This is a genomic window from Brevundimonas sp. FG128 (assembly GCF_057809775.1).
Window position 1 is genome coordinate 63,470 of sequence record NZ_JBMDKP010000004.1, and the last position, 16,369, is coordinate 79,838.

17 protein-coding genes are annotated in these 16,369 nt (G+C 66.9%); 7 read left to right on the top strand and 10 right to left on the bottom strand.

Features of this window, described 5'->3' with window-relative positions:
* Positions 1-6 precede the first annotated feature (6 nt).
* From ACODSC_RS11825 to ACODSC_RS11860, 8 genes are read right to left on the bottom strand one after another with little or no spacing between them, the layout of a single operon-like run.
* Positions 7-1,044 carry a protein-glutamate methylesterase/protein-glutamine glutaminase gene (locus tag ACODSC_RS11825; RefSeq protein ID WP_488814134.1) on the bottom strand — a complete coding sequence of 346 codons (1,038 nt, stop codon included), beginning with the start codon at positions 1,042-1,044 and terminating at the stop codon, positions 7-9.
* A complete protein-coding gene (locus tag ACODSC_RS11830; RefSeq protein WP_488814135.1) occupies positions 1,041-1,904 on the bottom strand; it encodes a CheR family methyltransferase in 864 nt (287 codons plus the stop codon). The genes ACODSC_RS11825 and ACODSC_RS11830 overlap by 4 nt, the downstream gene beginning before the upstream one ends.
* Positions 1,901-2,356 (bottom strand): chemotaxis protein CheW, encoded by a 456-nt coding sequence (locus ACODSC_RS11835; protein ID WP_488814136.1) that lies wholly within the window; start codon positions 2,354-2,356, stop codon positions 1,901-1,903. The genes ACODSC_RS11830 and ACODSC_RS11835 overlap by 4 nt, the downstream gene beginning before the upstream one ends.
* 2 nt (positions 2,357-2,358) lie before the next feature.
* Positions 2,359-4,566, bottom strand: a complete 2,208-nt coding sequence (locus ACODSC_RS11840) for a chemotaxis protein CheA (RefSeq protein WP_488814137.1) — start codon at positions 4,564-4,566, stop codon at positions 2,359-2,361.
* A gap of 23 nt (positions 4,567-4,589) precedes the next feature.
* A complete protein-coding gene (locus ACODSC_RS11845) occupies positions 4,590-4,955 on the bottom strand; it encodes a response regulator (protein WP_488814138.1) in 366 nt (121 codons plus the stop codon).
* On the bottom strand, positions 4,952-5,227 hold the full coding sequence (locus tag ACODSC_RS11850) for an STAS domain-containing protein (protein ID WP_488814139.1): 276 nt from the start codon (positions 5,225-5,227) through the stop codon (positions 4,952-4,954). The genes ACODSC_RS11845 and ACODSC_RS11850 overlap by 4 nt, the downstream gene beginning before the upstream one ends.
* Positions 5,227-7,155 carry a methyl-accepting chemotaxis protein gene (locus tag ACODSC_RS11855; RefSeq protein WP_488814473.1) on the bottom strand — a complete coding sequence of 643 codons (1,929 nt, stop codon included), beginning with the start codon at positions 7,153-7,155 and terminating at the stop codon, positions 5,227-5,229. The genes ACODSC_RS11850 and ACODSC_RS11855 overlap by 1 nt, the downstream gene beginning before the upstream one ends.
* A gap of 37 nt (positions 7,156-7,192) precedes the next feature.
* Positions 7,193-8,125 carry a TorF family putative porin gene (locus ACODSC_RS11860; protein ID WP_488814140.1) on the bottom strand — a complete coding sequence of 311 codons (933 nt, stop codon included), beginning with the start codon at positions 8,123-8,125 and terminating at the stop codon, positions 7,193-7,195.
* A gap of 269 nt (positions 8,126-8,394) precedes the next feature.
* Here ACODSC_RS11860 and ACODSC_RS11865 point away from each other — a divergent pair, with 269 nt between their 5' ends.
* From ACODSC_RS11865 to ACODSC_RS11880, 4 genes are all read left to right on the top strand, one after another.
* On the top strand, positions 8,395-9,615 hold the full coding sequence (locus ACODSC_RS11865; protein ID WP_488814141.1) for a two-component system sensor histidine kinase NtrB: 1,221 nt from the start codon (positions 8,395-8,397) through the stop codon (positions 9,613-9,615).
* Positions 9,612-10,223 carry a response regulator FixJ gene (gene fixJ / locus ACODSC_RS11870; protein ID WP_488814142.1) on the top strand — a complete coding sequence of 204 codons (612 nt, stop codon included), beginning with the start codon at positions 9,612-9,614 and terminating at the stop codon, positions 10,221-10,223. Before ACODSC_RS11865 ends, fixJ begins: the two co-directional genes overlap by 4 nt.
* Positions 10,224-10,257: 34 nt before the next feature.
* A complete protein-coding gene (locus ACODSC_RS11875; RefSeq protein WP_488814143.1) occupies positions 10,258-12,747 on the top strand; it encodes a helicase-related protein in 2,490 nt (829 codons plus the stop codon).
* 184 nt (positions 12,748-12,931) lie between these two features.
* Positions 12,932-13,207: an RNA-binding S4 domain-containing protein gene (locus ACODSC_RS11880; protein WP_488814145.1), complete on the top strand. Its 276-nt coding sequence runs from the start codon at positions 12,932-12,934 to the stop codon at positions 13,205-13,207.
* Here ACODSC_RS11880 and ACODSC_RS11885 read toward each other — a convergent pair.
* Positions 13,197-13,838, bottom strand: a complete 642-nt coding sequence (locus ACODSC_RS11885) for a YceI family protein (protein WP_488814146.1) — start codon at positions 13,836-13,838, stop codon at positions 13,197-13,199. The genes ACODSC_RS11880 and ACODSC_RS11885 overlap by 11 nt on opposite strands.
* 176 nt (positions 13,839-14,014) lie before the next feature.
* On the opposite strand from ACODSC_RS11885, the gene fdxA reads away from it, so the two are divergent.
* Both fdxA and ACODSC_RS11895 read left to right on the top strand, forming a co-directional pair.
* A complete protein-coding gene (gene fdxA, locus ACODSC_RS11890) occupies positions 14,015-14,356 on the top strand; it encodes a ferredoxin FdxA (RefSeq protein ID WP_159846606.1) in 342 nt (113 codons plus the stop codon).
* A 301-nt stretch (positions 14,357-14,657) separates the two neighbouring features.
* On the top strand, positions 14,658-15,188 hold the full coding sequence (locus tag ACODSC_RS11895) for a CarD family transcriptional regulator (RefSeq protein ID WP_008260268.1): 531 nt from the start codon (positions 14,658-14,660) through the stop codon (positions 15,186-15,188).
* A 69-nt stretch (positions 15,189-15,257) separates the two neighbouring features.
* On the opposite strand, the gene ACODSC_RS11900 is transcribed toward ACODSC_RS11895, so the two are convergent.
* The gene (locus tag ACODSC_RS11900) at positions 15,258-15,779 is read right to left on the bottom strand and encodes a DUF3617 domain-containing protein (RefSeq protein WP_488814148.1); all 522 of its coding nucleotides are present in this window, start codon (positions 15,777-15,779) and stop codon (positions 15,258-15,260) included.
* A 206-nt stretch (positions 15,780-15,985) separates the two neighbouring features.
* On the opposite strand from ACODSC_RS11900, the gene rpmB reads away from it, so the two are divergent.
* Positions 15,986-16,285: a 50S ribosomal protein L28 gene (gene rpmB / locus ACODSC_RS11905; RefSeq protein ID WP_488814149.1), complete on the top strand. Its 300-nt coding sequence runs from the start codon at positions 15,986-15,988 to the stop codon at positions 16,283-16,285.
* Positions 16,286-16,369 lie beyond the last annotated feature (84 nt).

Here is a 16,369-nt window from a genome sequence, read left to right on the forward strand (position 1 = left end):
TCCCGGTTAGGCGACTGGCCGCGCCGCCGGGGCGGCGCACAGCTCGAGGATGGCGGGGGACAGGCGGTGCAACGGCAACTGCCGCTCCACGGCGCCCAATTCGAAGGCGGCTTTCGGCATGCCGTAGACGACGCTGGTGGCCTCATCCTGACCGAGCGTATGGCCGCCGGCGTCGCGCATGGCCTTCAGGCCCTTGGCGCCGTCTCGGCCCATGCCCGTCAGGATCACGCCCGTCATCGGGCGTTTCAGGCGGATGACGGACTCGAACATGACATCGACGGACGGACGGTGACCGTTGACCGGATCGCTCGGAACCAGGCGGCAACGCGGCGTCATGCCGGACGAGACCTCCAGATGGGTCGCGCCGCCGGGCGCCACATAGATATGGCCCGGCTGCAGCGGAGCGCCCTCCACGGCCTCGGTCACGGTCGGCGCGCACACGCGGTCTAGACGGGCGGCGAAGCTGGCGGTGAAGGTCGCCGGCATATGCTGGGTGATCAGGGTGGCGGGGCAGTTGGCCGGAAAGCCGCTGAGCACCGTCAGCAGGGCTTCGACCCCGCCGGTGGACGAGCCGATGGCCAGGACGTGGCTGGGATCGGGACGATAGGCGCCGGGGGCCTGGGCGGCGGCGGGGGTGTCGCCGCGGGCGCGGACCCGCGAGCGGGCGGCCGTCTTCACCTTGCCGATCAGGTCATGGAAGGCGTCCACGCTGGCGACCGCCGGCTTGGCCACCGCATCGACGGCGCCCATTTCCAGCGCCGCAAGCGTCACGTCGGTGCCAGCCGCCGTCAGGGTCGAGACCATGACCACGGGCATGGGCCGCAGGCGCATGATCTTTTCCAGGAACTCCAGCCCGTTCATATTGGGCATCTCGACGTCCAGGGTGATGACGTCGGGGTTCAGGGCCTTGATGGCGGCGCGCGCCTCGATGGGATCGGCGGCGGTGCCGACAACCTCGATCTCAGGGTCCGACTTCAGCGCGGCCGAGATCAGGCCGCGCATGGTCAGGCTGTCGTCCACGACCAGGACACGGACCAGGCTCATGCTGCGCCTCCCAGTCGATAGGTGGTCAGGCCGGCGGTCTGAAGCTGGCTGGTCGCGGCGCCTGAGACGCGCTCGGAATGGCCGATATACAGGGTCGCGCCGGGGTTCATCAGCGGGGTGAACCGTTTCCACACGCGCTCCTGGGTCGCGTCGTCGAAATAGATCACGACGTTGCGGCAAAAGATGACGTCGAACCTGCCCTTCATCGGCCAGTCGCCGATCAGGTTCAGTTCCTTGAACGCCACCAAGCGCTTCAACTGCTGACCCGCAGTCCACTGGCCGCGATCCGCACGGTCGAAATATTTGCGCCACAGGGTGACCGGCGCCGGCTCCAGCGCCTCTTCGGAATAGGTGCCGTCGCGGCCCTGGGCGACCATGTTCGGGTCGATGTCGGTGGCCAGGATGCGCACATCCAGATCTGCCGCCTCGGGCAGGACGGACAGCAGGGTCAGGCCCATCGAATAGGGCTCCTGGCCATTCGAACAGGCCGCCGACCACAGGCGCACCCGGCCGCCGGCGCGCGCGCGGGCGGCCAGTTCGGGCATGACGCGGTCGTGCAGGTCGTCGAAATGGTGCGGCTCACGATAGAAACGGGTGACATTGGTCGTGAGGGCCGCCGTCATCTTCTGGCGCTCGTCCACGCCGTCCACGCCCTCGACCAGGGCGCAGTAGTCGCGGAAGCTGGTCAGGCCCAGGGTGCGCAGGCGTTTGGCCAGGCGCGAATAGACCAGCGCGGCCTTGCCCTCGTTCAGGGCGATGCCGGCGTGGGCGTGCAGCATTTCGGCGATGTGGCGGAAATCCTCGGCGGTGAAGACGAACTCGCCTTCAACGATGGATCCCCGGCCGGCTGCGGCTGTCATGCGGCTTCGGCCTCGACCTGCGGCAGGATGTGATCCAGTTCGATCAGGCTGATCATGCGGCCGTCGATCGAGAAGATGCCCTTGACGAAGGTCTTCACGTGATCGCTCGCTACGTCGGGCGTCGGCTGCACCGAGGCCTCGCTCATCTGCAGGATGTCGGACACGGCGTCGACCAGCAGACCGACCATCCGGCCGCCGATGTGGGCGACCATGATGACGTGGCGGGCCGTCGGCTCCGACGTCTCGAGCCCGAAGCGCGAGCCCAGGTCGATGATCGGCAGGACGGTGCCGCGCAGGTTGATGACGCCCTTCATATAGCCGGGCGAGCGCGGCAGGGGCGTCGCCGGGGTCCAGCCGCGGATTTCCCGCACCGACATGATGTCGACGCAGAATTCCTGACTGCCGATACGGAAGGCGATGAGTTCGCGCTGGGGGTCTTTGGCTTCGGTCATGTTCAGCTCGCGAGCTTGAGATCGGGGCGGATCGCCTTGCGGCGCATGTCGGTGACGAGGACGTCGACGTCGAGGATCAGGGCCACGCGGCCGTCGCCAAGAATGGTGGCGGCGGCGACGCCCTCGACCTGCTGGTAGTTGGTCTCGAGGCTCTTGATGACGACCTGGCGCTGGCCCTGGATGGCGTCGAACAGAAGAGCCGCCTGCTGGCCGCTCTCGGTCTCGACGACCACGGCGACGCCGTCGGTCGGGTTCATCGGCTGCTCGCGGAAGCCCATGATCAGGGCCACATCGATCAGCGGCAGGAAGCGGTCGCGGAAGCGGATCACCGGATCGACCCCCCCGACGAAATGCAGGTCGGCGGCCTGAGGCGTCAGGCTCTCGACGATGGCCGGCAGGGGCGCGATCAGCGTCTGTTCGGCGGCGGCGACGACCATGCCGTCCAGCACCGCCAGGGTCAGAGGCAGGCTGAGGGTAAAGGTCGAACCCTTGCCCGGAACCGAGCTGATGGAGATGCGGCCGCCCAGGGCCTGGATCGAGCGCTTGACCACGTCCATGCCCACGCCCCGCCCCGAGATGTCGGACACCACGGCGGCGGTGGAGAAGCCGGGCGCAAAGATCAGATTGTCGATCTGCTCGTCGGTCAGGGGAGCGTCGGCCGGGATCAGCCCCTTGTCGATGGCGATCTTCTTGACGCGTTCGCGGTTGATGCCGCGACCGTCGTCGGAAATCTCGATCACGATCCGTCCCGAGCGGTGCAGGGCGGCGAGGCGCACCGTGCCTTCGGCCGACTTGCCGGCGGCGATACGCTCGTCGGGCGTTTCCAGCCCGTGGTCGATGGCGTTGCGCAGCATGTGGGTGATCGGCTCGGCCAGGCGTTCGACCACGGTCTTGTCGACCTCGGTGTCCTCGCCGACGGTGACCAGACGCACCTGTTTGGAGACCATGTCGGCGACTTCGCGGACCAGGCGCGGCATGCGCTGGAACACCGACTTCACCGGCTGGGCGCGGATGGCCATGACGCTGTCCTGGATCTCACGCGTCAGGAGCTCGAGGTCCTCGAGACCGAGCGCGATGCCGGACGACCGGGCCAGGCCGCTCTCCAGCACGCGTTGCGACAGCATGGCCTGCTGGATCACCAGTTCGCCGACGACATTGATCAGGCGATCGACGCGGTCCAGATCCACGCGGATCGTCACCGGAGCCTGAGCGACCGGCGCATTGGCCGGCGCGGCGGGGGCGGGGGCGGGGGCCGGGGCCGGGGCTGGCGCGATCACAGGCGTGGGAATGGACTCGGGTTCGGGGGCGGCTGCGACGGCGAGTGCGGCTTCCGGAACCCCGCCGCTGGCCTTGGCCAGGAGGGCGGCGATGTCGAGATCGTCGCTGGCCGGCATGACCGCCGCAGGTTCGTCCTCGAACTCAAGGGTGTCGGGGCTGGGGTCGGATGCGCCACCCAGAGGCGTGATGGTCAGTTCGCAATCGCTCTCGACGAAGTCGAACACGTCGCGCACGGCGGCCTCGTCCACGTCTGCGTCCAGTTCAATGGTCCAGGTCAGGCAGCCGTCTTCGACCGACAGGGCGTCCAGCGTCGGGACCTCGCCTTCATCCAGCGTGACCGTGGTGGGACCCAGACGACCCAGCTCGCGCAGCAGAAGGCCGGTCTCGTTTGCGTTGGTGTACATCCGCCCCAGCGGCTTGAACACGATGCGCCAACCAGCGGCCGGGGCCCCGAGCGGCGCGGGCTCGTCCAGCGCCATGTCGAAGGCCATCGGCATGAAGCCGAAGTCGTCGTCGTCCTCCTCGACCACGGGCGGCGCCTCGCCGCCGTGGGTCAGCAGCTCCATCTCGGCGACAAGACCGGCGGAGCGGGCCTCATCGACGGGCGGAACCAGGCCTTGGGCCGCCTGGATATGGTCGGCCAGCACGTCGGAGGCGCGCAGCAGGGTCTTGATCGTGACGGTGTCGCAAGGCTTACGCCCGGCGCGCAGTTCGTCCATCAGCGTCTCGAAGACGTGGGCGAACCGGACCAGGGCCTCCAGACCGAAGGCCCCTGCCCCGCCCTTGACGGAATGGACGGCGCGGAAGACGGCGTTGATCGTCTCCAGATCGGTCTGACCTTGCTCGAGCAGCATCAACTTCGATTCCAGGTCGGCGATCAGCTCGTCGCACTCCTGGAAGAAGGTGGCTTTGATGGCTTCGAAGGCGTCCATGCGGCGGGGTTCCGGCGTTGGGATCAGGCGGCGACGCGGCGAACGGCGTCCACCAGCTTGACGGGGTCGAAGGGTTTGACGATCCAGCCGGTCGCGCCGGCGGCCCGGGCGCGCGATTTCTTCTCGGCGTCGCTCTCGGTCGTCAGCACCAGCACCGGCGTGGTGCGATGGTTCGGGTCGGCGCGAACGCCCTCGATAACGCCGAAACCGTCCATGCGGGGCATGTTGATGTCGGTGATGATGACGTCGGCGCCCCGGGCGGCCAGGGTCTCCAGGCCGTCCACGCCGTCGACGGCCTGGATCACGGTGTATCCCGCGTCCTCCAGCGCCATCAGCAGCATGTCGCGCATGGTGCGCGAGTCGTCGATCGTAAGAACGGTCTTGGTCATGCTGACGCCCCATCGATATTGAAGTCGGGCGCCCCATAGGCGGCCCATTGCTCAGCCAAGTCTTGCGACATAGAACCTAACCTGAGGTTGACGCCGTCAGCGGCCCAGGTCTGGCGCGCGGACAACAGAACCTGAAGACACAGGCCTCCCAGTCGCTGGACGGCGGAACCGTCCAGCGTCAGGTCCTGGCCGCGCAAGGCCAACAGTGCGTCCCGCAGCGGCTCGGCCGCGTTCAGGTCCAGGACCGGACCCAGGGCGAGGGCTTCGCTCATCAGAACTCCTCCCAGCCATCTTCGACGGCGGTGGTCTGCGGCTTGAGGGCAGCGCCCCCGCGGCCGACCGTTTTCAGGGCCTCGACCATCCGGTTGGCCGGGCGGGCGGCGGGCGTGGGCATGCGGACCGGCGCGGACGCGGCGGCAGGTTGGGCGGCGCCGACCCGGAACTGCGAGACCGAGGCCTGCAGGCTTTCGGCCTCCTGGGCCAGCGAATGGCTGGCTGCGGTCGATTCCTCGACCATCGCAGCATTCTGTTGCGTGACCTGGTCCATCTGGTTCACGGCCGTGTTGACCTGGGCCAGGCCGACCGCCTGTTCTTGAGCCGAGGCCGCGATTTCCGTGACCAGGCTGTCGATCTCGGCGACCCGATCGACGATCCGTTGCAGGGCCTCGCCGGTCTCGCCGACCAGTTTTACGCCAGCGCCCACCTGGCCGGTGGAGGCGGAGATTAGCGTCTTGATCTCTTTCGCCGCTTCCGCAGACCGCTGGGCCAGGGCCCGGACTTCCGAGGCCACGACCGCAAAGCCGCGACCGGCCTCGCCTGCACGGGCGGCCTCGACCCCGGCGTTCAGGGCCAGCAGGTTGGTTTGGAAGGCGATTTCGTCGATGACGCCGATAATCTGGCTGATTTGCGACGAGGACTGTTCGATGGCGGTCATGGCCGACACGGCGTCGCGAACGACGACGCCGCTCTTCTCGGCGTCGCCGCGCGCGGCCTGGACCACGTCGGAGGCCTGACGCGCGCCCGAGGCGGTTTTGTTCACCGTGGCGGTGATCTCGTCCAGGGCGGCGGCGGTCTCCTCCAGAGAAGCGGCCTGCTGCTCGGTGCGCCGCGACAGGTCGTCGGCGGCCTGGCTGATTTCGCTCGCGCCCGAGCGGATGCCCGACACATTGGCGACGACCACCGACACGGCCTGCTGCAGTTGGGAAATGGCGGCGTTGAAGTCTGTCTTCAGGGTTTCGGCGCGCGGGGCGACATCGGCGGTGAAACGATGGGTCAGGTCCCCGTTGGCCATGGCCGAGAGGCCGGCGGCCAGGGCATCCAGCGCCACCATGTCCTCGGCCGCCGTGCGGGCTTTTTCGGCTTCGTTGGCGGCGCGTTCCTGTTCGCTCATCGAACGGTTCGCGGCGGCTTCGTTCTCGACGCGGACCTTGTCCACGGCGGCGTCGCGGAAAGCGACGATGGCCTGCCCCATCCGACCGAACTCGTCCTTGCGCTCGGCGCCGACGACCTGGATGGCCGTGTCCCCAGCCATCAGCTTCTGCATATAGCCGATCATGGTGAAGATCGGCCGCACGATGGCGCGGGTCACGCTCCAGCCGGCGGCGAAGGCGATCAGCAGCGCCGCCGCCAGTCCAACGATCAGGCTGATCGTCGCAGTCCGGTTCGCGGCCTCCTGGCTCACCCGCGTCCCGTCTAGCGCGATGTCGTTGGCGTCTTTGAAACTTGCGATCGCCGTTTCAACGGGATCGATATAGGCGTCTGCGGCGCCGCTGCGACCGACCATCGCGACCGCCTCTGCGGTCCGTCCCGCCTTCACCAATTCCTGGCCGCGCACGACGATGTTGTCGTACCAACCGTCGGCCGCGGTTTCAGCGGCGTCGATCTGACCTTCGCGATCAGCCTCCAGCTCTGTGCGCAGTTCGTTCATCTCGGCCTTGAACTTGGCGCGGTGCGCGTCCAGGCGCTCGATGTAATAGGGGTCGCCCGACAGCAGATAGCCGCGGAAACTGTTCTCCTGACGCGCCATATAGAACTCGGCGTCCGCCGTTGCCCGGTTGACGCGATTCTCGGCGCTTCGCGCCTCGCCGGCCTGCGACAGCGCCATCAGGCTTGTGAACACGACAGCGCCCATGACGCCGATCGCCAGCAGCACTACGGCGAAGGCTGCGAACAGCTTGCGCCCCACCGGCAGGTTTTCCATCAGTTTCAACTCAACATCCCCCGACTGGATCGGTTATTCAGAACGAATAGGTGGCGGCGGCGACCAGGCGACCCTCATAGGGTTCGCCCAGGCTGTGGCGGTCGGTGTCGTACCAGCGCAGATCGACGGCGACGGCGTCGGTGAGGGCGTGTTTGGCGCCCACGTTCCAGGCGTTGTAGTCGGCGCCCCCGTCGGCCATGCGATTGGCGACCGCCGCCGAAAGCTTGGTCTTGTCGGCGACCGCGACCGTACCCTGAAGTTCGACCCACCAGGCCTCCTTGGTGGCGGCGAAGCCGTCGGGCGAATAGTTGACGCGCAGGCGCGTGGCGACCGCGCCCAGCTTGCGTGTCGCGTCGGCCTGATATTCCCAGTAGTTGGCGTCGATCCCGGCGCGCGCGCCGGGCAGGTCGCGGTTCACGACACCCAGATCGAAGGCGAAGCCCGCCGCCTTGGGCCGCCAGCCGGCCATGCTGACGATCTCCAGATCATACCCTTGCGACCCGGAAGCATCTGACACGAAGACGCTGGCGTAGCCGTCGCCAAACCCGACCTCGGCCTTGGCGAAGGGCGCAACCTTCTCATCGCTCTTGCCCAGTCCCTTGCCGGTGTACTGGCTGGCCACGCCGACATCCAAGCCGAGCGACTGAGCCGCGACAGGGCCGGCGAGACATACTGCCGCAGCAGTGATGGAGGTTGAGAGGAACGACGAGAGAGACATGGTGGTCCTTGAAGCTTCTGCATTCTGAAGCCCAAGGGTGAGGCGATGATTAATATTATTTCTGAACCACGCCTTAGGTAGGAATGCGTAAGAACGGCAAAGCTTTTCGCGGGTTGCGGATCGCTGGCCTGAAGCAAGCGAGTGCGGCGACTGGCGAGGCCGGAAATTACGTATTTCCACGCATCGAATAGCTGTTATACAAAATGGGTCGAAAAAGCGGCGGATGATCAGTGATAACTGATCCCATGCCATCGAGTTGAGCCATAGTGCAGTCACTAAACGCGACCTTATTGCGAGCGGTTCGCTTGAATCACGTGCTGCGATGCACAACAACCTTGCGTGGCGGTGTTTTTGTCGCGTGCTTATCCGTGCTTTTGGCTGTTGGCATCAGGGCAGCGCTCGAACCCTTCGGCCAGTTCTATTATCTACCGATGATTCTGGCGGTAATGGCCACCGCGTTACTCGCGGGCCGCCCGGCTATATTACTGGCGATCATACTCTCCGTCAGCATCAACCTTTGGTTGGTACGCCGGGAAGATGCGCTGGACGCCGCGATCAACGCCGCTCTGTTCGCCGTCACGGCCTGGTTCATCGGCGAGGTGTGCAGGCGGCTGATTATCGCTCTTCGCGCCGCCACTGCCCTGACCCGAAATCTGGCGATCCGCGAAGCCCTGTTGGACGCCATTCTGAGATCGGTCCCGGTCGTGACGCTGGACGATCACGGCCTGATCCAGCGCGTCACGCCCGCTGCGGCCAAAATTCTGGGGGCCGATAAGGAGGCGATGGACCGGCCTTTTCGATCCTTCGTGCAGGATTTCGATGAGGCCGCCCTGCTCAAGGCGCAGGAGGGTGGCGATGCGCCGCCCCCTCCCGGTTGCTGGACCGCGACGCGGCCGGACGGGGTCCGCGTTCCGCTGACGATCCACGCCAACGTCCTGCCCGACGACATCTCACCCGAACGCATCGTGTTGGCGCTCACCGATCAGACCCGGGCCGATGCAGTGCGCAAGCACGAGCGCGATCTGAACGAACAGCTCAGCAGCGTATGGAGGCTGAACTCCATGGGCGAGATGGCGGCGACCTTGGCGCATGAGCTGAACCAGCCGCTGACGGCCGCCGGTGTATATCTGCACGCCGGCCAGACGGACTTGGCGAGAGCAGGACCATTCGGCGACAGCGCAGGCCGCGCGCTCGATCTGGCCAAGACCCAGTTGCTGCGCGCCGGAGACATCATTCGCCGGATGCGCGAGCTGATCTCCACCGGCGCGCGTACCTTCACGGACGAACGCGCCACGCTGATGATCGCGGACCTGAACCCGGTCTTCGCCCTGATCAGCCGCGACACCGACGTCGCTATCGACATCCGGATGGATGATGGCGACGACCGCGTGCTGGCCGACCGCATCCAGTTCCAGCAGGCCATCGCCAATCTGGTCCGCAACGCCGTGGACGCCGCCGCCGGGCGAGCGGGTGGTCAAGTCGCGGTGACTGGCCGTTCCCTGGCCGCCGAAGGCTACGAAATCACCGTAGAGGACAATGGCGCGGGCATAGCCGACGATCAGTTGGACCGCATCTTCCAGCCGATGATCACCTCCAAGGCGGGGGGCATGGGGCTGGGGCTGTCGGTGACCCGGTCCATCGTCGAGAGCCACGGCGCCGCCCTGGTCGTCGGCCGCAGCCCCTTGGGGGGCGCCGCCTTCGCCTTCCGCCTGTCCCGCGTTCCGGAGCTTGAGATCGCATGACCCAGCATTCCGTCTTCGTCGTCGATGACGACCCGGCCATGCGGGACGCGCTCTTGCTGATGTTGCGGGCTGAAGGTTTCCGGGCGCGCGCCTTTTCCAGCGCGGGCGATTTTCTCGAAGCCCTGCCGCTCGACAAGAGCGCCTGCGTCGTCACCGACATGCGGATGCCCGGCGTGCATGGGACGGAGCTGGTGCGCAGGGTGCGGGAGTTACGAGGCGACAGCTGGCCCGTGATCGTCATCACCGGCCATGCCGACGTGCCGCTGGCGGTTCAACTGATGAAGGCCGGGGTCGTCGATTTCATCGAAAAGCCTTTCGATCCCAATCGGCTGCTGGAGTCGGTGCGGGGCTGCGTCATGTCGCTGAACAGCCGGGAAGCCGACCGTGAGGCGCGCGAGGCGGCGACGTCGCGACTGGCCACCCTGACCACGCGCGAACGTCAGGTCTTCGACGCCCTGATCGAGGGCTGTTCCAACAAGGAGATCGCGCTGCGGCTGGAGATCAGCCCGCGAACCGTAGAGATTTTCCGCGCCAAGGTCATGACCAAGATGCAGGCCGCGAGCCTGTCCGCCCTGGTTCGTATGGGAATGCGCGTCAGCGACGCTTGAGCCCGAGCAGAATCGTCTCCACCTTAAGGCGGCAATGAGCGACTGGTCCGCAGGCCTCGCCCCGTCCCGCGTCACCGCGGTTCTGGGGCCCACCAACACCGGCAAGACCCATCTGGCGGTCGAGCGGATGCTGGGTCACGCCTCGGGCATGATCGGCCTGCCGCTGCGTCTTCTGGCCCGCGAGATCTACGAGCGGATCGTCCGACAGCGCGGCGCCGCCGCCGTCGCCCTGATCACCGGCGAGGAAAAGATCGTCCCCCCGCGCCCCCACTATTTCGTCTGCACCGTCGAGGCCATGCCGCTGGAGCGGTCGGTCGAGTTCCTGGCCATCGACGAGATCCAGCTGGTCGCAGATCCCGAGCGCGGCCACGTCTTCACCCAGCGCCTGCTGCACGCACGGGGCCGGTTCGAGACCATGTTCCTGGGCGCGGGGACCATGGAGCCCCTGATCCGCCGCCTGGTCCCGGACGTGGAGATCGTGACGCGGGACCGGCTGTCGACCCTGTCCTACGCCGGATCCAAGAAGCTGACCCGCCTGCCCCGCCGCAGCGCCATCGTCGCGTTCAGCACCGAGCGGGTCTACGCCATCGCCGAACTGATCCGGCGTCAGAGGGGCGGGGCGGCCGTGGTCATGGGCAGCCTGTCGCCCCGAACCCGCAACGCCCAGGTCGCCCTGTATCAGTCGGGCGAGGTCGACTTCCTGGTCGCCACCGACGCCATCGGCATGGGGCTGAACATGGATGTGGACCATGTGGCCTTTGCAGGTCTGAGGAAGTTCGACGGGCGGCGGACCCGCTGGCTGCACGCGCACGAGATCGGCCAGATCGCCGGGCGCGCCGGGCGTCACCTTCGCGACGGGACGTTCGGCGTCACAGCCGAGGCCGAGGATCTGGATCCCGACCTGGTCGAACAGGTGGTCGAGCATCGGTTCGATCCGGTCGAGGCGGCCGAATGGCGCAACGCCAAGCTGGATTTCGACACCCTGCCCGACCTGCTACGATCGCTGACCGTCACGCCTCAGCGCATCGGTCTGAACCTGACCGGCGAGGCTCTGGACGAAACCCTGCTGCGGCGTCTGATCAAGGACGAAGAGGTGGCCCGCATCGGTCGCTCGCGCGGCGCCATCATGCGGCTGTGGGAAGCCTGCCAGTTGCCGGACTTCCAGAAGACGACGCTGGACGAACACGCGCGGCTGGCCAAGGACGTCTTTCATGCCCTGACCGGCAAGCGCGGCCGTCTGACCGACGACTGGATGGCGCCGCGCTTCGCCTTCGTGGACCGTGACGACGGCCAGATCGATCAGCTGTCGGCCCGGCTCTCGGCCGTACGCACCCTGTCCTACATCGCCAACCGGCCCGACTGGGTTCACGACGCGCAAGGCTGGCGCGACAGGACCCGCGCGTTGGAGGACCGGCTGTCTGACGTGCTGCACGAACGTTTGACCGCCCGGTTCGTGGACCGCCGCACGACCGCCCTGATGCGGGCCCTGAACGTCCGCGAGGATACGTTCGCGGGCGTCGCCGACGACGGCGAGGTCACCGTTGAGGGTCAGGTGGTGGGCCAACTGGAGGGCGTCCGCTTTCAGATGGAGAAGGGCGCCTCGGCGCTGGAGGACCGCACCCTGCGTCAGGCGGCGGTCCGCGCCGTCACCCCCGAGATCAACCGTCGGCTGGGCCGGCTGGCGGCCGAGACCGACGAGGCCTTCGCCGTGACGCCGGACGGCGCCGTCCTGTGGCGCGGCGTCCTGACGGCCCAGATTCAGGCCACGCCGACCAGCGCCGATCCGTTCTCGCCCGTCGTCCGCCTGTTGGGCGAACTGGGTCCGACGCCCGCCCGCGAGCGCGCCAAACGCCGGATCGAGGCCTGGCTGGCGTTCGAGGCGGGCCGTGCGCTTCGGGATCTGCGCCGCCTGCGCCAGGCGGTGGAATCGGGGACGCTGAAGGGCCTGCCGCGCGGCATCGCCTTCCGCCTGATCGAGGCCGGGGGCCTGATCGACCGGCGCGACGTGGAGCGCGACCTGGCGGCGCTCAGCCAGGTGGAGCGACGCACGCTGAAAAGCTTCGCCATTCGCGTCGGGGTTCATTCGGTCTGGTTGCTGGGCCTGCAAAAGCCCCGCGCCCGCCATTTCGCCCAGGCCTTCCTGGACGCGCCGCTGATCCCCGCGACGCCCGACCTGATCCCCGCGCCCCCCGAACCGCCCTCGCCGCGTCTGCTCTCGGCCCACGGCCTGCGCGTCGCCGGCCGCTGGCTGGCGCCCGTCGAGACCCTGGAGAAGATGGCCGACCTGCGCGCCGTCAACCACGGTCGGCTCTCCGACGAAGCCCTGACCGACCTGGGCTGGAGCGCCGATCAGGCCAAACAGGTCATCGCCGCCCTGAAGACCGAACGCGCCCGCCTGCCCGATAAGCCCGGCGCGGCGCCCAGACCGGTGAAGGATTCGCCATTCGCAGCGCTTGCGGTTCTGACGGAAGCACCGCCTGCACGACCCAAGCGTCGTCGCCCACGTCGAAAGTCCGCCTCTTGATGCCCCGTCCTTTCGTCATTTTCTGGCGAAGCGAAGCGGAGACCGGGGAACCCAGCGGCGCGCGCGAGCGCGAACATGTCGCGTATGAGATGCTTCCAACATTATGCGGCGGACAGATCGCCTTCGGCGCCGCTGGCTCCCCCGGTCTGCGCCGCAAGCGGCTTGCCGGAGGATGACGAAAGGGATGGAGACGGACGCCTGTCGCATCGATCTGTGGCTGTGGCGCGCGCGGTTCGTGAAGACGCGGGGGCTGGCCGCCGATCTGGTCGAGCGGGGCGCGGTGCGGCTGACGCATCATGGGCGGGAGACACGGCTGGACAAGCCCAGCCGCTGCGTCCGCCCCGGCGACTTGCTGACCTTCGCCCAGAACGGCCGCGTCACCAGCCTGATGGTCGAGGCGCTGGGCGAAAGGCGCGGACCGCCCGAGGAGGCCCGCGCCCTTTACTCGGTTATTGCTTAAGAACGAACTCGCCCTCGATGTGCAGCTTCACCTCGTCGGAGACGGCTGGCAGGGCGTAGTTGATGCCGAAGTCCGAACGCTTGATCACAGCCTCGCCGTCGAAGCCGGCCTTGTAGGCGCCCATGGCGGTTCCGGCCTGATTGAACTCGACCTCTATGGTGACGGGCTTGGTCACGCCGCGCAGAGTCAGGTCGCCGACCACGGTCCCCTCATTGGCGTCATCGGCGTCCACCGTCACCGAACGCGAGACGAATGTCGCGGTCGGGTGGTTGGCGGTGTCGAAGAAATCGGCGGTCTGCAGGTGGGCTTTCAGACGGTCGTCGTTGGGCGCCACGTCGGTCAGGGGGATGGTGGCGGTCAGAGTGCTGGCCGACGGATTGGCGACGTCCAGCTTCAGCTCCGCCTTCACGTTCACGAACTGGCCCGTGTAGGTCGAGAAACCGAGGTGATTGACCGACCAGGTGATCTTGCCGTGGCTGGGATCGAGGTCGTAGGCGCCGGCGGTCACTTCCGACGGGGTCTGGGTCAGGGCGGCCTGGGCCACGACGGCCCCGCCTGCGGCCAGGCTGAGCGCGAGAGCGCCCGCTATTGCGTATTTGGCGACGGCGTATTTCATGAAGGGCGTGCGCATGGAGGTGATCCTGTGATCGAGGGGATATATGCAATCATTACAGTTGCGAATAAGCGCGACCGTTGTCAAGCCAGGCTTTAGCGACGGACAAGGGTCTAAGCCCCGGTGTTGACAGTTGGTTGCCGTGCCGCCATGTCGCAGGCCTCCCGCCCACAACCGCGCCCGACCTCCGCCCCATGACCTACATCGTCACCGACGCCTGCGTGAAATGTAAGTTCATGGACTGCGTCGAGGTGTGCCCCGTCGACTGCTTCTACGAGGGCGAGAACTTCCTGGTCATCGCGCCCGACGAATGCATCGACTGCGGCGTGTGCGAGCCGGAATGCCCCGTCGACGCCATCGTGCCCGACACCGAGGACGAGCCCGACGGCAAGTGGCTTCAGGTCAACGCCGAATACGCCAAGGTCTGGCCCAACATCACCGTCAAGGGCACGCCCCCTGCCGACCGCGAACAGTACGAACGTGAAACCGGCAAATACGAGAAATACTTCAGCACCAAGCCCGGCAAGGGTTCCTGACTTTCGGCCCTGCCGCGCGCAAGCCTTGCCGCATTTCCACGTCCGCCCTGTGGACGTTTTGAAATTCCGCAAATTTGTGATAGGTTCTGTTTCATTGGATCGGGCGGTCCGCGAAACCTTCGCGCCGCCCGTGTTTGCGACAGAATCCCGCCCATAGACGGGATCGGCCAGAGGTTTGGTGATCCGTTTCCGCATTTGACGTCCAGCATCATCCCCTCCGACGGCGCGATCCGGCGGATGAGATTCTGTTTGCGTTTACTGCGCCTTCGCGTCGCCCGGCCCTGACCGGGAAAGGACGATTATGACGAGCAAGACTGGTCTGGAGTTCAAGGTTGGCGACGCGGTCGTCTATCCGGCGCACGGCGTCGGAAAAGTCGCGGCGGTCGAGACCCAGGAAGTCGCGGGCATGTCGCTGGAAGTCTATGTCGTGACCTTCGACCACGAGAAGATGACCCTGCGCGTCCCGACCAAGAAGGCCGCCACGGCCGGCCTGCGTTCGCTGGCCGCCGACGACGTCGTGACCAAGGCCTTGACCACGCTGAAGGGTCGCGCCCGCATCAAGCGCACCATGTGGTCGCGTCGCGCCCAGGAATACGAAGCCAAGATCAACTCCGGCGACCTGATCTCCATCGCCGAAGTGGTCCGCGACCTGCACCGCGCCGACACCCAGCCGGAACAGTCCTATTCGGAGCGCCAGCTCTATGAATCGGCCCTGGACCGCATGGCGCGCGAAGTCGCCGCCGCCAACAAGATCGACAAGGACGCCGCCGTCGAGTTGCTCGCCAAGTCGCTCAGCGCCAAGAAGCCGATCCCGACCGCCGAAGCCGCTTAATCTTCGGCATCGGACAAACGAAAAGGCCCTGGAGCAATCCGGGGCCTTTTTGCTGCTCGCTATACGGCCTCAGAAATACTCGGCATTGGCCGGGCACTGGGCGCTGATGCGGCGCGCGGTGATGCTGGCGGGGATGTAGGGGGTGCCTCGCACGATCTGGGCGCCGCCCCGGAAGGTGAAGCTGGTCTGCGTATAGTCGCCGCTGAGGCGCACGTTCACGCTGCGCCCCTTGTGGTCTTGGCAACTGCCCTCGAAGCGGGCGTCGCCGCCGCCCACCACGCGGGTGGGATAGGTGCAGCGCCACTTGCGGGTCGACAGGCCGCCAAAGAAGCGGTTGATCTCGCTGGGGCGCACGCACTTCTGTTGCGTGTCGCGCTGGCCCAGAGCGCTGGTCGTATATTCCCAGTAGCCAGGCAGGACCTCGGTCTGGGCGGCGGCCTGGCCGGCGGTCTGTGCGGGCGCCAGCGCCGGCGCGGCCAGCATGAAGCCGCCGGCGGCCAGCGGCGCCAGAACGGCCAGCGTCTTCATGGGCAGACGATCGATCAGGGACGGACGGGACATGGCGGCCTTCTGTTGAGCGTTGGTCTTCATGATATGATCATGCGGCGCTTCATTTGAACGACGCCTGAACGGCGGCAAGACACGCTTCGTTCGCCGGACGCGCCAGACTCGGCTTGACGCCGAACCGCCTTGTCCCTTATACGGCCCCCTCTCGCGCGGGACACCCTCCCGCGCGCACTTGTTTCATGCGTCTTCTCCCATGCTCGGGATGGACGCCGCACCTTAAGGATCTGACGATGTCGCGTCGTTGCGAACTCACCGGTATCGGCCCCATGGTCGGCCACAACGTGAGCCACTCGAACATCAAGACCAAGCGCCGCTTCCTGCCGTCGCTGAAGACGGTCAAGGTCACGTCGGACTCGCTGGGTCAGACCTTCAGCCTGCGTATCTCGAACGCCGCGCTGCGCACCCTCGACTACAAGGGCGGCCTGGACGCCTTCATCGTCAAGGCCCGCGACGAGCAGCTGTCGATCGCCGCCCAGCGCATCAAGCGCCAGGTCCGCGCCAAGATCGCCGAGCAGGCCGCCGCCGCCTGATAGGCGACGACGAAACGTTCTGGAAAAGGCCGGCGGAAACGCCGGCCTTTTTCTTTGCGCCTTCGGCGGACGGGAGCTAATCCC

What these genes read in the sequence shown, in the direction of transcription:
- fdxA (WP_159846606.1), top strand. Translation starts at nt 14,015, where the DNA reads ATGACCTACATCGTCACCGACGCCTGCGTGAAATGTAAGTTCATGGAC.
- ACODSC_RS11895 (WP_008260268.1), top strand. Translation starts at nt 14,658, where the DNA reads ATGACGAGCAAGACTGGTCTGGAGTTCAAGGTTGGCGACGCGGTCGTC.
- ACODSC_RS11880 (WP_488814145.1), top strand. Translation starts at nt 12,932, where the DNA reads ATGGAGACGGACGCCTGTCGCATCGATCTGTGGCTGTGGCGCGCGCGG.
- ACODSC_RS11830 (WP_488814135.1), bottom strand. Translation starts at nt 1,904, where the DNA reads ATGACAGCCGCAGCCGGCCGGGGATCCATCGTTGAAGGCGAGTTCGTC.
- ACODSC_RS11875 (WP_488814143.1), top strand. Translation starts at nt 10,258, where the DNA reads ATGAGCGACTGGTCCGCAGGCCTCGCCCCGTCCCGCGTCACCGCGGTT.
- ACODSC_RS11900 (WP_488814148.1), bottom strand. Translation starts at nt 15,779, where the DNA reads ATGAAGACCAACGCTCAACAGAAGGCCGCCATGTCCCGTCCGTCCCTG.
- fixJ (WP_488814142.1), top strand. Translation starts at nt 9,612, where the DNA reads ATGACCCAGCATTCCGTCTTCGTCGTCGATGACGACCCGGCCATGCGG.
- ACODSC_RS11840 (WP_488814137.1), bottom strand. Translation starts at nt 4,566, where the DNA reads ATGGACGCCTTCGAAGCCATCAAAGCCACCTTCTTCCAGGAGTGCGAC.
- ACODSC_RS11860 (WP_488814140.1), bottom strand. Translation starts at nt 8,125, where the DNA reads ATGGCATGGGATCAGTTATCACTGATCATCCGCCGCTTTTTCGACCCA.
- ACODSC_RS11850 (WP_488814139.1), bottom strand. Translation starts at nt 5,227, where the DNA reads ATGAGCGAAGCCCTCGCCCTGGGTCCGGTCCTGGACCTGAACGCGGCC.
- rpmB (WP_488814149.1), top strand. Translation starts at nt 15,986, where the DNA reads ATGTCGCGTCGTTGCGAACTCACCGGTATCGGCCCCATGGTCGGCCAC.
- ACODSC_RS11855 (WP_488814473.1), bottom strand. Translation starts at nt 7,155, where the DNA reads ATGGAAAACCTGCCGGTGGGGCGCAAGCTGTTCGCAGCCTTCGCCGTA.
- ACODSC_RS11825 (WP_488814134.1), bottom strand. Translation starts at nt 1,044, where the DNA reads ATGAGCCTGGTCCGTGTCCTGGTCGTGGACGACAGCCTGACCATGCGC.
- ACODSC_RS11885 (WP_488814146.1), bottom strand. Translation starts at nt 13,838, where the DNA reads ATGCGCACGCCCTTCATGAAATACGCCGTCGCCAAATACGCAATAGCG.
- ACODSC_RS11845 (WP_488814138.1), bottom strand. Translation starts at nt 4,955, where the DNA reads ATGACCAAGACCGTTCTTACGATCGACGACTCGCGCACCATGCGCGAC.
- ACODSC_RS11835 (WP_488814136.1), bottom strand. Translation starts at nt 2,356, where the DNA reads ATGACCGAAGCCAAAGACCCCCAGCGCGAACTCATCGCCTTCCGTATC.